Source organism: Hymenobacter swuensis DY53, from assembly GCF_000576555.1.
Classification (GTDB): domain Bacteria; phylum Bacteroidota; class Bacteroidia; order Cytophagales; family Hymenobacteraceae; genus Hymenobacter; species Hymenobacter swuensis.
Genome location: NZ_CP007145.1, coordinates 3,474,863 through 3,489,040, shown reverse-complemented (window position 1 = coordinate 3,489,040; position 14,178 = coordinate 3,474,863). Strand labels below are relative to the sequence as shown.

The window sequence follows — 14,178 nt, the reverse complement described above, 5'->3', positions numbered from 1 at the left end:
GGGAGGCTGGCTGCCGGCAAAAACGTTTACCTGCCGCGTAAGGTTAAAGAAAACGCCCGAAGCGACAATCTGGTGTTTTGCCCCGACCTTTGTGCGGAGAAAGAGTATCTGTCATCCTGAGCTTGCGAAGGACCTGACCACGCCTGAATGACTTGTTCTGATGGTTGATCTGATGGAATAAGGTCCTTCGCAAGCTCAGGATGACAGCCTTTCACTCATTTACTCCGTTACTCAACTGCTCTTCAAATGACCATTCTCGCCATTGAGTCTTCCTGTGACGATACCTCGGCCGCTGTATTGGTGAACGGGGAAATCCGCTCCAATGTGGTGGCCACCCAACAGGTGCACGAGCAGTACGGCGGCGTGGTGCCCGAATTGGCCTCCCGGGCCCACCAGCAGCACCTGATTCCGGTGGTGGAAGCGGCCCTGCAGAAAGCCGGCGTCAGCAAAGCCGACCTCGATGCCATAGCCTTCACCCAGGGGCCGGGCCTGCTGGGCTCTTTGCTGGTGGGCGGTATGTTTGCCAAAACCCTGGCCCTGGCCCTGAATAAGCCTTTGATAGCCGTAAACCACATGCGGGCCCACATTCTGGCCCACTTCATTGAGGACCCCAAGCCCCGGTTCCCGTTCCTGTGCCTGACCGTGAGCGGCGGCCACACCCAGCTGGTAGTCGTGCGCTCGGCCCTGGATATGCAGATCATCGGGCAGACCACCGACGACGCGGCCGGCGAGGCCTTCGACAAAACCGGCAAACTGCTGGGCCTGCCGTACCCGGCCGGTCCGCACCTCGATAAGCTGGCCCGCCAGGGCAACCCCACCCGCTTCCCGCTGCCGGTGGGCACCATGCCCGGCTATGACTTCTCGTTCAGCGGGCTGAAGACGGCCGTGCTCTACTTCCTGAAAAAGGAAACGGCCAAGAACCCCGACTTCATCCAGGAAAACCTGCCGGACCTCTGCGCCAGCATCCAGCACACCATCATCCAGACGCTGCTGCGCCAGCTGCGCCGCGCCGCCCACGACCAAGGCCTCACCCAGGTTGCTCTGGCCGGCGGCGTGGCCGCCAACAGCGGGCTGCGCCAGGCGTTGCAGGACGAGGCTGCCGCGCAGGGCTGGGAAGTATTCATCCCCGCCTTTCAGTACTGCACCGATAATGCCGGCATGGTGGCCATAACCGCCCAGTTCCAGTATAAAGCCGGCGACTTCGCCGACCAACTAGTCAGCTCCGACCCGCGCCTGAAGCTGGCGTAGGCTGTCATTGTGAGCAGCGCGAAGCACCCAAAGGACAGCGCAGCTACTCCTTTTCAGAAGGCGAAGCGTCCGAAGTTGCTTAACCCCTGCCACCACTAGGTACCGAAACGCGCAGGGTCGCGTCGCTGCATCCGTGCTGCAACCGTTATTTTCGGCCCGGAAACAGCCCTGCTACTGTCGGCTGCGTACACCTTCCACTGCAACCCCCCGCGCTATCCACCGCGCGCCACTGCCCGAAACCACCGTGAGCAAGAAAGACGACAAACCCAAGAATATCAACATCCAGAACCGCCGGGCCCGCCACGAGTACGCGTTTCTGGTGCAGTATGAGGCTGGCATGATGCTGCAGGGTACTGAAATCAAGAGTATCCGGGAGGGCAGCGTGCAGCTCCAGGATGGCTTTTGCACCTTCCACCAGGATGGTAGCCTGTGGGCCCACAACATCACCATTGCCCAGTACACCGAGGGCACCTACAACAACCACGAGCCCACCCGCGCCCGCAAACTGCTGCTCAACAAAAAGGAGCTGAAGCAGCTGGCCGGCAAAGCCCAGGAGCAGGGCCTCACCATCATTCCGGTGCGCATGTTCGTCAGCGACCGGGGCTTTGCCAAGCTGGAAATTGCGTTGGCCAAAGGCAAGAAGCTCTACGACAAGCGCGACGACCTCAAGGCCAAAGACCAGAAGCGCGAAATGGACCGCGCCCGGGACTACTAGGTGAGATAGTGAGGTGGTGAAATGGTGAGTTTTTACGTTGATTTTTGGTGAGTTACATTTTAAGCGGGAGCTTCGCAGAACTATTGAGTAGTGTGCTTAAACAAGCAACGTCTACTTACGCAAGGTGAACGTTAAACTCACCATTTCACCATCCCACCACCTCACTATCTCACCATTTTGGAATACGGAATCTGCGCGCTGAGCGCCGTGCCGGTGCGGGCCGAGCCCTCCGATAAAGCCGAAATTGTCACGCAGCTCGTTTTTGGAGAGTGCTATTCCGTGCTGCGGGTCCAGAACCAGTGGCGGCAAATCCGGCTGGCTGCTGATGGGTACGAGGGCTGGTTTGATGTGAAGCAGCACCTGCCCGTGACGGCCGCGTATTTCCACCAGTGGCAGCAGCAGGACCATCCCCGCACCCTCGATGTGGTGCAGATGGTGAGTGACCCGACCACCCGTATACCGGTTACAATGGGTACGCGCCTCCCGTTTTTCGATGGCATGACGCTACGCCTAGGTGAGCGGCAGATGTTCTACAACGGAGCCGCCACCAACCCCCAGAACGGCCACGGACCCCACGGCCCGGCCGATGTACGCCTGCGCCTGCTCCAGAAAATGGCCCAGTCTTTCCTGAAAGCGCCTTACCTCTGGGGTGGCAAAACCCTGTTCGGTATCGACTGCTCGGGCCTGATGCAGCAGTTGTATGGTCTGATTGGGGTGCAGCTCCCACGTGATGCGCACCAGCAGATTCATCTGGGCCAGCCGGTGCACTTCGTGGCCCAGACCCGTCCCGGCGACCTGGCCTTCTTCGATAACGCCGAGGGCCGCATCATTCACGTCGGCCTGCTGCTGGAAGACCAGCAGATTCTGCACGCCAGCGGCGAAGTCCGCATCGACCCCCTCGACCACAACGGCATCTTCCGCCGCGACCAGCAAAAATACTCCCACAAGCTCCGCCTCATCAAGCGCATCCTACCCGAGGACTGAGTTGCGTCAGTTGTCAGTTGCCACCAGAACGTCATTTAGAGCTTCCCGGCAAGCTCTAAATGACGGCCCGGAAGTAGCTCATCTGCCGTCGAACTAAAGCCTTTGGCTATTGTTAATACGCTAAGAATCATCTAGCTTTCTGGCAGACCAGATTCTTTTTTCTTAGCGTAATATGGACCAAAAAGTGCTTGTGTTAAACGGCGACTACACGGCTATTACGCTGTGCAGTGTACAGAAAGCCTTCGTGCTGCTGTTTCTGGAAAAGGCAGAATTAATTGCGAAGTCGGATCATGGGGTATTGCGCACCGTGAGCAAGGCGTTTCCCAAACCCAGTATCATCCGGCTGCAGCGGTATGTGCGCGTGCCCTACAAAGGCATTGCCCTCAGTCGGCATAACATTATGAAGCGGGACCATTTCGAGTGCCAGTACTGTGGCTCCACGAAAAACCTTACGCTCGACCACGTCCTGCCTCGAAGTAGAGGCGGTGACTCCAGTTGGGCCAACCTGCTTACGGCCTGTGCTCGGTGCAACCATTCCAAAGGCCACCGTACCCCCCAGGAGGCTGGCCTTATCATCCGCCAGCAGCCTAAGAAACCAACTCTCACCGGCTTCCTCAAACTCAGCGCCGGTACCCTCGACCAGAATTGGCACCCGTATTTGCACTAAAACCGGCAGCCTCCGTGGCTGACCGGTTTTTTTGTTGGCTCTGGGCGGTGCTATTCACCTCCACGCCGATGCATGCAACCTTTCCATGGCACAAGCAGCTCTTTTATACAAAACAACCCCGCTTTTACCAGCCATGAAACAAGCTATTCTACTCTTCTTCCTGAGCCTAGGCAGTCTGCTGCAGGTAGCCTGCCAAAAGAAAACCGCCATGGATGGCGTTCTTATCAGAGTGAAAAACACCAGTAGTTACCAGTTCGAGAGTGTACACGTTGATACCTCCGGGGGCAGCAACGACTATAACAGCCTAAATGCCGGAAAGAAAACCGATTATGCCGCCTACACTCAGGCCTACAACTATGCCTATATAAAAGTGAAAATAGATGGCCGGGAATTGGTACTGCAGCCCACTGATTACGTAGGCGAAACGCCTCTGGAGCCCGGCAAATACACATATGAGGTAGGAGTCAGTGACTTGGCCGCCGGCCGCCTGAGCCTCATCCTGGAAGAGGACTAGCTAACGTCTCCCGTACAAAGCACAGAGGCCCCGCATTGTGTGATGCGGGGCCTCTGTGCTTTGTACGGGAGACGTTAGTAACGGTCAGTTGTACCTTCTACAGTAGTGCCGGCAGTAAAAGCTGCAAGGTCACGGTTGAGGCGGTCCTTTTCGGTGATGAACAGGCCGTGCGGGGCACCAGCGTATTCCACGTATTGCGCGTGAGGTACAAACTGCGTCATCCGCTCCCCGCTTACTTTAGCGGGTACGGTGGCGTCGTCGCTGCCGTGGATAACCAGGGTGGGTACTTTCAGGGCGGCTAGGTCGCGGCGGAAGTCGGTGGCGGCAAAGGCGTACACGCACTGCTCGGTGGCGCGGGGCGAGGCAATCTGGCACATAGCCTGCATCCAGTCGAGGGTAGGCTGGCTAACCGGGTGGCTCACCATGCCTACGCCGAAGAACTGCTTGCCGAACGTGGCCAGGAAATCGAACCGGTCCTTGTTGATGCCTTCCACCATCTTGTCGAAGTTCTCTTTTGGCGCGCCGTCAGGGTTATCGTCGGTCTGGAGCAAAAACGGTGTCACGGCCGATACGAATACCACTTTGCTCACGCGGGCACCGCCGTGACGGCTCATGTAGCGGGCTACTTCGCCGCCGCCCATCGAGAAGCCCACCAGCGTCACATTCTGCAAATCCAGCGTGTCGAGTACCGCCTTTAAATCGTCGGCGAAAGTGTCGTAGTCGTTGCCTTCCCAGGTTTTAGTGGAGTTACCAAAGCCCCGGCGGGTGTAGGCAACTACGCGGTTGCCGTGCTTGGGTAGTTCAGCCAGTTGGTATTCCCACATTTCGTAGGAAGCGGGCCAGCCGTGAATCAGGACAATGGGGTTACCCTGGCCCTGGTCGGTATAGTGCAGTTTTACGTCGTTGCCGTTGGCATCCTGACCGGCTTTGATGTAGCTCATGGGAAAGAAGGAAAAGATGGTTAGAAAGAGTCAGAAAATGGATTCAGGTATCTACATACGCCGGGCCTTAGCCATGGATAATCGAATGCCAAGAAATTGCACGAGTTTGAACGCGTAGCCAAATTCTGCGTTATTTGGGCCGATGAGCTTCCTTTCCCAATCTCGCCCGGCCCGGCTGCTTCGCCTGCTGCCCGCCCCTCTGGCCCTTGGCCTGCTGCTAACGGCCTGTAATTCCGGCTCCGACAAATCAGCCGCCGACACTTCCGACGCGGCTGTAACCGCCGCTCCGGTGGTAGCCCTGACCGATAGCGCCTCTTGGTACCAGCAGTTCCGGGGCGTGCTGCCCGGCTCTACTGATAGCATTACGGTGCACCTGCAGCGCGTAAACGAAGTGCCCGGCGAAAACACGCTGGGTCGTCTCGTCGGCTTCTACGCCGCTGCCGATGGTCATCCGTATGAGCTGACCGGCGACGTGAGTCCCACCACCGACAGCCTGCGCCTGCGCGATACCAGCCACGAACTGCTCAACGACCAGAACGTAGGGCCGCAGTGGCTGCTTAAGCAGGAGGGAAGCGCCCTGGTAGGCACCCGGGCCGGCCAGCCGGTGCGCCTGCGCCTGTTGCGCCAGCCGGTAGGTGTGCGCTTCAGCACCCGGACCTTCGCCGCCGCCGTGCTGCCCCGCCCCGAAAGTCCGCAGGACAGCGTGTTCGGGCAGCTTTCCATGTTTGCGCTGGTTCCCGAATCGGGGGCGAGCAAGGATAAGTTGGCGGCCAACCTGGCCCGGGGCCTGCGTGGCGACTCCCTGGAATCGAAGCCCGCGCTGTCGTTGGATGCTTTGTGGGACGAGCAACTGGCCTATTTCACCAAGGAATACCGCAAGGAAGTGGCCCCAATGGTCAGCAAAGTGCTGGCCGATAGCACTGACGACTACCAGCCCCTGGCCACGCTCAGCTACGAGCAGGAAGCCAACACCTACGTCCTCTGGAACGAGGGCGACCTGTTGAGCATTGGCTACTTCGGCTACGATTTCTCGGGCGGTGCCCACGGCATCTATGGCACCTACGTGCGCAGCTACGATACCCGCACCGGCCGCGCCCTCGGTTACAACGACATCTTCAAGCCCGGCACGCGGCCGCAGCTGGAAGGCATTCTGGGCCGCTACGCCCGGCCGGCCCTGGGCCTGAAAGATGGTGCCTCCATGGCTGGCAAGCTGTTCAAAAACTCGCTGCCCGCCACCCGCAACGTGTACCTGACCAGCGGCGGCGCGGTATTCGTGTACCTGCCCTACGAGGTAGCCTCCTACGCCCAGGGCGAAATCAGCGTGTTTGTACCGTATTCCGCATTGCAGGCGGTATTGAAGCCGGGCCTGCCCATCAGCAGCGGCCAGGCGGTAGCCCGCAACTAGCGTAGCCGACCAGGCAAAAGCACACCAATAAAGGTCCGGCCCGTCGCGGAATATTTCCAGTAACCTGGAGTATTCTGCGGCGGGCCGGACCTTTATTGGTTAGTAATGGGGTTAAAAGAACAGCAAGAGTCAAGGATGTATAAAATCCCGGGCTTTTACTAGCCCTGCCGCAGCTTCGGAAGCAGAAGCGGTACCTTTGGTTAAGTTTCTCTTCATCACTTCCCATGCTCGCACCCAAATTCGCGGCCTCGCGTTCCTTCCACCAAGAATTGAAGCGCCGCACCAACGCGTATTTCGCGGAAGCCGGTAAATCCACCACTGGCGGCAAAACCCTGTTCTTCAAAGCTGTGCTGCTCACGGCCGCCTTCGTGGCCGTATACCTGCACCTCGTATTCTGGACGCCTTCGGCCTGGGTGGGCGTAGCCGAATGTGCCTTGCTGGGGCTCATTGGGGCCGCCATCGGCTTCAACGTCATGCATGATGGGGCCCACGGCTCGTTCAGCAAGAAGAAATGGATGAACCAGTTTGCGGCCTTTACCCTCAACGTGATGGGCGGTAACTCCTACATGTGGAACGCCAAGCACAACCTCATCCACCACATGTACACCAACGTGGAAGGCGTGGACGACGACCTCGACGCCCAGCCCTGGCTGCGCCTCAGCCCCGAGCAGCCCCGCCGCAAGCTCCACCGCTTCCAGCACCTGTACTTCTGGTTTTTCTACGCCCTGCTGTTCATCGCCTGGATTTTCTTCATGGATTACCAGAAGTATTTCAAAGGCAAAATCGGCGAAATGCCCATCAAGAAGATGACCGCCTCCGACCAGGGCGTGTTCTGGGGCTTCAAGGCCCTGCACCTGGGCTTGTTTGTGGGCCTGCCCATCTACACGGTGGGCTTCCTGGGCTGGCTGGTCGGCTTTCTGGCGTTTGCCGCCGTGGCCGGTTTCACCCTGAGCATCGTGTTCCAGCTGGCGCATACCGTGGAGCACACCAGCTTCGTGGTGCCCCACGAAACCACCCGCAAGATTGAGGACGAGTGGGCCATCCACCAAATTAAAACCACCGCCAACTTCGCCACCGATAACAAAGTCATCAGTTGGCTGGTGGGCGGCCTCAACTTCCAGGTTGAGCACCACCTGTTCCCCAACATCTCCCACGTACACTATCCGGCCCTGAACAAAATCATCCGCCAGATGTGCGAGGAGTTCAACATCGAGTACAACGAGTACCCCAAGATGCGCTACGCCGTAGCCTCCCACGTCGCGCATCTGCGCGAGTTGGGCCGGGCGTAACAGCATTGGTGAATAAATGAAGAAGCCCCCTGTAGATTGCTACAGGGGGCTTCTTCATTTATTCACCAATGCTGTCTATTTCCTCAAGCAGATTATCAATTCTGTCTTCCTGGAAACGACATCTTCTGTTACAATTTCCTTCTTATATCCTGCCTTAGAAACCCGCGCAACTATGTAGGCACTCTTACCTACATCTAGAGAGAATTGGCCACTAGAATCACTCTTGAGTGAATAATACTCATAGTTGTTATAGCTATCATAGTCGCCTCCTGCATAGGAGGCATTTTCAATTTTTATCACAGCATTGGAAATAGGCTGCCTCGTGCTTTGATCATATACAGAGCCATACAGAGTTACGTCCACTTGATCTTGGTTACAGGAAGCAAGTAGCAACGAAACGAGACTCAGAATTATAGTGTGACGCATTGACATTGTCTTCATAAGCGGTAGCATTTTACCCAAGTAAGCATTCCTATGATTAGAAGTGCGTTTCCTCTCATCAAACTCCGTATCTTTGCGGCCCCGCCAGGGTGGCGAGGCCGGTGCAACTGCGCTGTGTATCAAACAAAAACGCGTTCCGGAGGCGGGCCCTGCGCCGGACGTGTACACGAGGGCCATTGCTAATATCATGGCAGAAGTAGTAGACAACTTCGACTGGGACAACGTTGGAGCCAGCGGCTTCGGTGGAAACTATTCCGCTGAGCAGCGCGCCGAAATGGAGCAGATGTACAGCGAAACGCTGACCACTGTTCAGGAAGAAGAAGTAATTAAAGGTACCGTTGTGGGCATCACTGACCGCGACGTAATCCTGAACATCGGCTTCAAATCCGATGGTCTGGTGCCGCTTTCCGAATTCCGCGACCTGCCCGACCTGAAGGTTGGTGACGAGGTAGAGGTATTCATCGAAGACCAGGAAGACCAGAACGGTCAGCTGATCCTGTCCCGTAAGAAGGCCAAAATCAAGCAAGCGTGGAAAGCTATTTACGACGCTCTGGAGAACGACACCGTTCTGGAAGGCGTAGTGAAGCGTCGCACCAAAGGCGGTCTGATCATGGACTTGGACGGCGTAGAAGCCTTCCTGCCCGGCTCGCAGATCGACGTGAAGCCCATCCGTGACTTCGACATCTATGTGGGTCGCCGCATGGAAGTGAAAGTGGTGAAAATCAACGCCGCTTTCGACAACGTGGTAGTTTCGCACAAAGTCCTGATCGAGAAAGACCTCGAGAAGCAGCGCGAAGCCATCCTCAACAACCTAGAGAAAGGCCAGATCCTGGAGGGCGTTATCAAGAACATGACCAACTTCGGTGTGTTCATCGACCTCGGTGGCGTAGACGGTCTGCTGCACATCACGGACATCTCGTGGGGCCGCATCGCTCACCCGAGCGAAGTACTGCAGCTCGACCAGAAACTGAACATCGTAGTTCTGGACTTCGACGAAGCCAAGAAGCGTATCAGCCTCGGTCTGAAGCAGCTGACTCCTCACCCATGGGATTCGCTGCCCGCCGATATGGGCGTAGGCTCGAAGGTGAAAGGCCGCATCGTGAATGTTGCCGACTACGGCGCGTTCATGGAAATCATCCCCGGCGTAGAAGGCCTGATCCACGTTTCAGAAATGAGCTGGAGCCAGCACCTGCGTAACCCGCAGGACTTCATCAAGCAGGGCGACGTGGTAGAGGCTCAGATCCTGACCCTGGACCGCGACGACCGCAAGATGAGCCTCGGCATCAAGCAACTGAGCGAAGACCCATGGACCCGTGGCGACTTCGGCACGAAGTACGCCGTAGGTACCAACCACAACGGTCTGGTGCGCAACCTGACCAACTTCGGCCTGTTTGTTGAGCTGGAAGAAGGTGTGGACGGCCTCGTACACGTTTCGGACCTGTCGTGGACCAAGAAGATCAAGCATCCTTCGGAAGTAGTGAAGGTGGGTGACCGTCTGGACGTGGTAGTTCTCGAACTCGACGTGGCTAACCGTCGTCTGGCCCTGGGCCACAAGCAACTGGAAGAAAATCCCTGGGATACGTTCCAGACGGTGTTCACCCCCGGCTCAGTGCACAAGGCTACCATCACCGACAAGAACGACCGTGGTGCAGTGCTCGAATTGCCGTACGGCATCGAAGGCTTCGCGTATCCCAAGTCGCTCTCGAAAGAGGATGGCTCGCAGGCTGAAAACGGCGAAACCCTCGACTTCCGCGTGATTGAGTTCTCGAAAGATGACCGTCGCGTAGTTCTGTCGCACTCGGCCGTGTACAACCAACAGGCCGAAGAAGATACCCGCGCTTCAAAATTCGCTAAGAAGAAGCCGGCCGCTGGTGCTGCCGCTGCTCAGGGCGAAGGCAAACTGAGCGACCTGAAGAAAACCCAGCCGGCTGAGAAGTCGACCCTAGGCGACCTGGACGCTCTGTCGGCTCTGCGCGACAAGATGCTGGGCAACGAGCAGGGCGCTGAGTAATCAGCCAACCGCTTTTAGCCTATAAGAGAGGCCCCGGCGTAAGTCGGGGTCTTTTTTTTGTCGTAATTTTTCCCGCACAATGCCAGCTACTTACTACGCCCGACTGGGAAAAACCAACTTCCGGCTTGGCCGACGTAGGATTAAGCTGTATGTTTGCATCCTCAAAGCCCTGGTGACGTGACCGAGTGGCTAGGTAGAGGTCTGCAAAACCTCCTACAGCGGTTCGAATCCGCTCGTCACCTCTTCTACAGTTCCTGTTTTCAGCGTACCATTGCCCCGGTTGACTAGCCCCGACCGGGGTTTTTTGCGTCTACTGGGTTCGGTCTGAAAAAAAGATAGCAACGCTTTCCGGCTGAGAATGATACGCCTATGGGGTGGGGGAGCCGGAAAACGGAAAATCGGTTTCCTGCGGCATAATCCCTACATTTCATTTCTGCGTAGAAGCGCGCACGCAACCATTCCTTCCACTTCTCTCCCGTATGAAGATTATTGACCTCCGCACGATGCGCGGCCCCAGCTATTGGTCCGTGAAGCATTACAAGCTGATTGTAATGAAAGTGGACCTGCAGGACCTGGCTGATGTGTGGTCGAATGCTATGCCGGTATTGGCCGAGCGGCTGCCTATGCTGCTGCCTGAGCTGGGCCAGCCCCAGCCCGCCGAGTCCGAAAAGTCGGCGCAGAAACACCCACCCCTCACCGATGAGCAGCTGGCCGATGGCGAGCCTTTGGGCCACGTTATCCAGCACGTCGCGTTGGCGTTGCAACGGATGGCAGGCATGCCTGTGTACTGGGGTAAATCGTATCCGGCGCACCAGGAAGGCGTGGAGTTTGTGGTGTTCAGCTACCAGGAGGAGCGCGCTGGCCGCATGGCCGCCGAGGCTGCCGTGCAGTTAGTGGATGACCTGTGCCACGGCCGGGAAGTGAACGTGAAGCCGATTATCGACGAGCTGCACGAAATCCGGGAGGAGGAGTTTTTTGGGCCCAGCACTTGGAGTATTGTTTCTGAGGCGGCCTCGCGCAATATCCCGTACATCCAGCTCAAGAACAGCAGCATCATCCAGTTGGGCTACGGGGTAAACCAGAAGCGTATCTGGGCCACCACCACCAGCTATACCTCGCACGCGGGCGTGGAAGTGGCCGGCAATAAGAACCGTACCAAGGCCATGCTCAAGGATTCGGGCGTGCCCGTGCCCAATGGCACCACGGTGTACTCGGAGGACGGCCTGCGCGACGCGGTGGAGGAGTTGGGCTTCCCCATCGTGACCAAGCCGCTCGACGGTAACCACGGCAAAGGTGCCACCATCCGCATCACCAACTGGGAAGATGCTGTGGAAGGTCTGAAAGCCGCTCAGAAGTATTCCCGGGCCGTCATTGTGGAGCAGTTCATTGAGGGCGACGATTACCGCATGCTGGTGGTGAACGGCAAGCTCATTGCCGCCGCTAAACGTACGCCCGCTGCCGTAAAGGGCAACGGTACCAAAACCATCCAGCAGCTTATTGATGAAGTAAATACCGATTCGCGCCGGGGCGTGGGCCATGAGAAGGTCCTAACCAGCATCAAGGCCGATCAACACACCATCGACCTGCTAAGCAAGCAGGACCTGACGCTGGAGTCGGTGCTGCCGGCTGGTAGGGAGCTGTACCTGAAAAGTACCGCCAACATTAGCACCGGCGGTACTGCCACTGATGTAACTGACTTGGTACACCCCTATAACCTGCTGCTGGCTGAGCGCGTGGCTGGCATCGTGGGCCTCGATATCTGCGGTATTGACCTGCTCACATCCGATATTGCCATTCCGCTAAACGAGACGCGCGGAGCCGTTATTGAGGTGAATGCCGCGCCGGGTTTCCGGATGCACATTTCACCAACCGAGGGCCTGCCGCGCAACGTGGCTGCGCCAGTGGTGGATATGCTGTTCCCGACCGGCAGCACCGCCCGTATTCCGATTTTTGCGGTAACCGGTACCAACGGCAAAACCACTACCTCGCAGCTGCTGGCGCACATCGTGGCCAGCAAAGGCTACAAGGTTGGCTTCACTACCACCAACGGCATCTACATCCAGGGCGTGCAGCTACAGAGCGGTGACTGCACCGGCGGCCAGAGCGCCGAGTTCGTGCTAAAAGACCCGACTGTAAACTTCGCGGTGCTGGAAACAGCCCGGGGCGGGATGCTCCGCTCGGGGCTAGGTTTCCATACTTGCGACGTGGCCATCGTGACCAACGTAGCCGCCGACCACCTAGGGATGCGCGATATTTATACGGTGGAGGAAATGGCGGCCGTGAAGGGCGTACTGCCACGTACCGTGCGCAAAAACGGCTGGGCCGTCCTCAATGCCGACGACGACCTAGTGTACGCCATGCGCGAGAAGCTGGAGTGCCGGGTGGCGTTGTTCAGCATGGATGAGCACAACCCCCGCATCCGGGAGCACGCCGAAAACGGCGGCTTGGCGGCTGTATATGAGGAAGGTTACATAACCATCTACAAGAATAGCTACAAGCTGCGCATTGACCGGGCGGCAGAATTCCCGATTACGTTTGGGGGGCGGGCTACCTTCAACATCGAAAACTCGCTGGCGGCGGCCCTGGCCTGCTACTGCTACGGGTTCGATAAGGACGAAATCAAGCAGGCGTTGCGCACGTTTGTGCCTTCGGCAGCCAAAACGCCTGGCCGCATGAACGTGTACAAGTTCCCGCAATTCGAGGTGATTGTGGATTACGCACACAATACCCACGGCATCGAGAAATTTGCTCAGTTTCTGAACGCCACCGAAGCCACGCACAAAGTAGGTGTGATATCGGGTCTGGGTGACCGGCGCGACGAGGATACGTTGGGCTTTTCCCGCATTGCCGGCACTATTTTCGATGAAATAATACTGCGTCAGGACCGGGATTTGCGCGGCAAAACTGCCGAGCAGCTCAAGGAAATCATGGAGCGGGGCCTCCGCCTGGATAACCGCGATTTGCCCATCACCTACATCGAAAACGAGATGGATGCCATTGACCACGTGCTTGCTACTGCTAAGGCCGGCTCCGTTATCGTGATGTTCACGGAAAACATCAAAGCCACGCTGAAAAAGCTCGACGACTTCGAGGCCTCTCTGGCGCAATAACTTTCACTGCTCATTTTGCCTCTGCCCATATAAAAGAATAGAGCGTCGACCATCAGGTCGGCGCTCTATTCTTTTATATGGGCAGATGTGGAAAAATATATCTGATGCCGCGGCTTTAGAGAGTAAGCAGAATGGCGACAAGATATAGGAATGCGGCTATATGCTGGCGAACAGCCGTTGTCAACAGCTTCAATGACTGGTGTTAAGAACTGACTGGATGAGCTGTCCAGTCTTGTTTCGTTATTTCAAATACAAAGTTTAGCTTGGAAGGCTCGCCGTAATATGCCACTTCCTGCTCGGCAACTTTGCGGGCCCCTAGGCGCTGGATGGCAATCTGAGAGCGTATGTTTTCGGCCCCTATGTGAAAGCGGACGGCGTCCACAAATTGAAACGCATAGTTCAGAAGCAGCCTTTTCACGGCCAGATTGACGCCCTTGCCCCAAGACTGGGTTCCATAAAAGGTATAACCGATGAGGATACTGTTGTCTTCGGTGCTATAGTCGTAGAGGCGGGTGCTGCCCAGAGTGACATTGGTGGCCTTATCCACGATTTTGAAAGCTCCCTGACTCTGGATAGCACCTTCGAAGAAGTTAAAGAATACCGGCCGTTGCCATCGGTCTTTGTTGGGGTGCTGCTCCCACACCTTGGGGTCAGCGGCAACGGCGTACAACTCGGCGAAATCAGCAGCCTGCAACGGAAGTAGCCGAATTGTGTTGGTTTCCAACGTGGGTTGTAGGGAAAAGGGGGGTATCATGGGGCAACGTATAGGCGTATGCTGTTTGACTCAGTTTTGCAGACGGCAAGTTGCCGTCTGCTGAATAAGGATACTGCTTGAAATAAAAAAGCGCCGGCC

General features: G+C 57.1%; 11 protein-coding genes and 1 tRNA gene. 10 read left to right on the top strand and 2 right to left on the bottom strand.

The window, feature by feature from the left end; genetic code table 11:
- Nucleotides 1–246: 246 nt before the first annotated feature.
- The 5 genes from tsaD to HSW_RS16220 all read left to right on the top strand — a co-directional run bounded on the left by tsaD (nucleotide 247) and on the right by HSW_RS16220 (nucleotide 4,128).
- Nucleotides 247–1,248: a tRNA (adenosine(37)-N6)-threonylcarbamoyltransferase complex transferase subunit TsaD gene (gene tsaD, locus HSW_RS16240; RefSeq protein WP_044002792.1), complete on the top strand. Its 1,002-nt coding sequence runs from the start codon at nucleotides 247–249 to the stop codon at nucleotides 1,246–1,248.
- A gap of 244 nt (nucleotides 1,249–1,492) precedes the next feature.
- Nucleotides 1,493–1,963, top strand: a complete 471-nt coding sequence (gene smpB / locus HSW_RS16235; protein ID WP_044004913.1) for an SsrA-binding protein SmpB — start codon at nucleotides 1,493–1,495, stop codon at nucleotides 1,961–1,963.
- Nucleotides 1,964–2,140: 177 nt separating this feature from the next.
- The gene (locus tag HSW_RS16230) at nucleotides 2,141–2,947 is read left to right on the top strand and encodes a C40 family peptidase (RefSeq protein WP_044002790.1); all 807 of its coding nucleotides are present in this window, start codon (nucleotides 2,141–2,143) and stop codon (nucleotides 2,945–2,947) included.
- A gap of 172 nt (nucleotides 2,948–3,119) precedes the next feature.
- Nucleotides 3,120–3,614 carry an HNH endonuclease gene (locus HSW_RS16225; protein WP_044002789.1) on the top strand — a complete coding sequence of 165 codons (495 nt, stop codon included), beginning with the start codon at nucleotides 3,120–3,122 and terminating at the stop codon, nucleotides 3,612–3,614.
- Nucleotides 3,615–3,747: 133 nt separating this feature from the next.
- A complete protein-coding gene (locus tag HSW_RS16220) occupies nucleotides 3,748–4,128 on the top strand; it encodes a hypothetical protein (protein ID WP_044002787.1) in 381 nt (126 codons plus the stop codon).
- Nucleotides 4,129–4,202: 74 nt separating this feature from the next.
- On the opposite strand, the gene HSW_RS16215 is transcribed toward HSW_RS16220, so the two are convergent.
- Nucleotides 4,203–5,069 carry an alpha/beta fold hydrolase gene (locus HSW_RS16215; RefSeq protein WP_044002786.1) on the bottom strand — a complete coding sequence of 289 codons (867 nt, stop codon included), beginning with the start codon at nucleotides 5,067–5,069 and terminating at the stop codon, nucleotides 4,203–4,205.
- Nucleotides 5,070–5,211: 142 nt separating this feature from the next.
- On the opposite strand from HSW_RS16215, the gene HSW_RS16210 reads away from it, so the two are divergent.
- The 5 genes from HSW_RS16210 (at nucleotide 5,212) to cphA (ending at nucleotide 13,325) form a co-directional block, all read left to right on the top strand.
- On the top strand, nucleotides 5,212–6,474 hold the full coding sequence (locus HSW_RS16210; RefSeq protein WP_044002785.1) for a DUF3298 and DUF4163 domain-containing protein: 1,263 nt from the start codon (nucleotides 5,212–5,214) through the stop codon (nucleotides 6,472–6,474).
- A gap of 224 nt (nucleotides 6,475–6,698) precedes the next feature.
- Complete coding sequence (locus HSW_RS16205; RefSeq protein WP_044002784.1) at nucleotides 6,699–7,763, top strand: fatty acid desaturase family protein; 1,065 nt, start codon at nucleotides 6,699–6,701, stop codon at nucleotides 7,761–7,763.
- Nucleotides 7,764–8,391: 628 nt separating this feature from the next.
- Entirely contained in the window at nucleotides 8,392–10,215 is a 1,824-nt protein-coding gene (rpsA, locus tag HSW_RS16195; RefSeq protein ID WP_044002781.1) for a 30S ribosomal protein S1, read from the top strand.
- 171 nt (nucleotides 10,216–10,386) lie between these two features.
- A tRNA-Cys gene (locus HSW_RS16190) sits at nucleotides 10,387–10,457 on the top strand.
- A 237-nt stretch (nucleotides 10,458–10,694) separates the two neighbouring features.
- A complete protein-coding gene (gene cphA, locus HSW_RS16185) occupies nucleotides 10,695–13,325 on the top strand; it encodes a cyanophycin synthetase (protein WP_044002780.1) in 2,631 nt (876 codons plus the stop codon).
- A gap of 202 nt (nucleotides 13,326–13,527) precedes the next feature.
- Here the strand turns inward: cphA and HSW_RS16180 are convergent, their stop codons facing one another.
- Entirely contained in the window at nucleotides 13,528–14,079 is a 552-nt protein-coding gene (locus HSW_RS16180; protein ID WP_044002779.1) for a GNAT family N-acetyltransferase, read from the bottom strand.
- Between the last annotated feature and the right edge of the window lie 99 nt (nucleotides 14,080–14,178).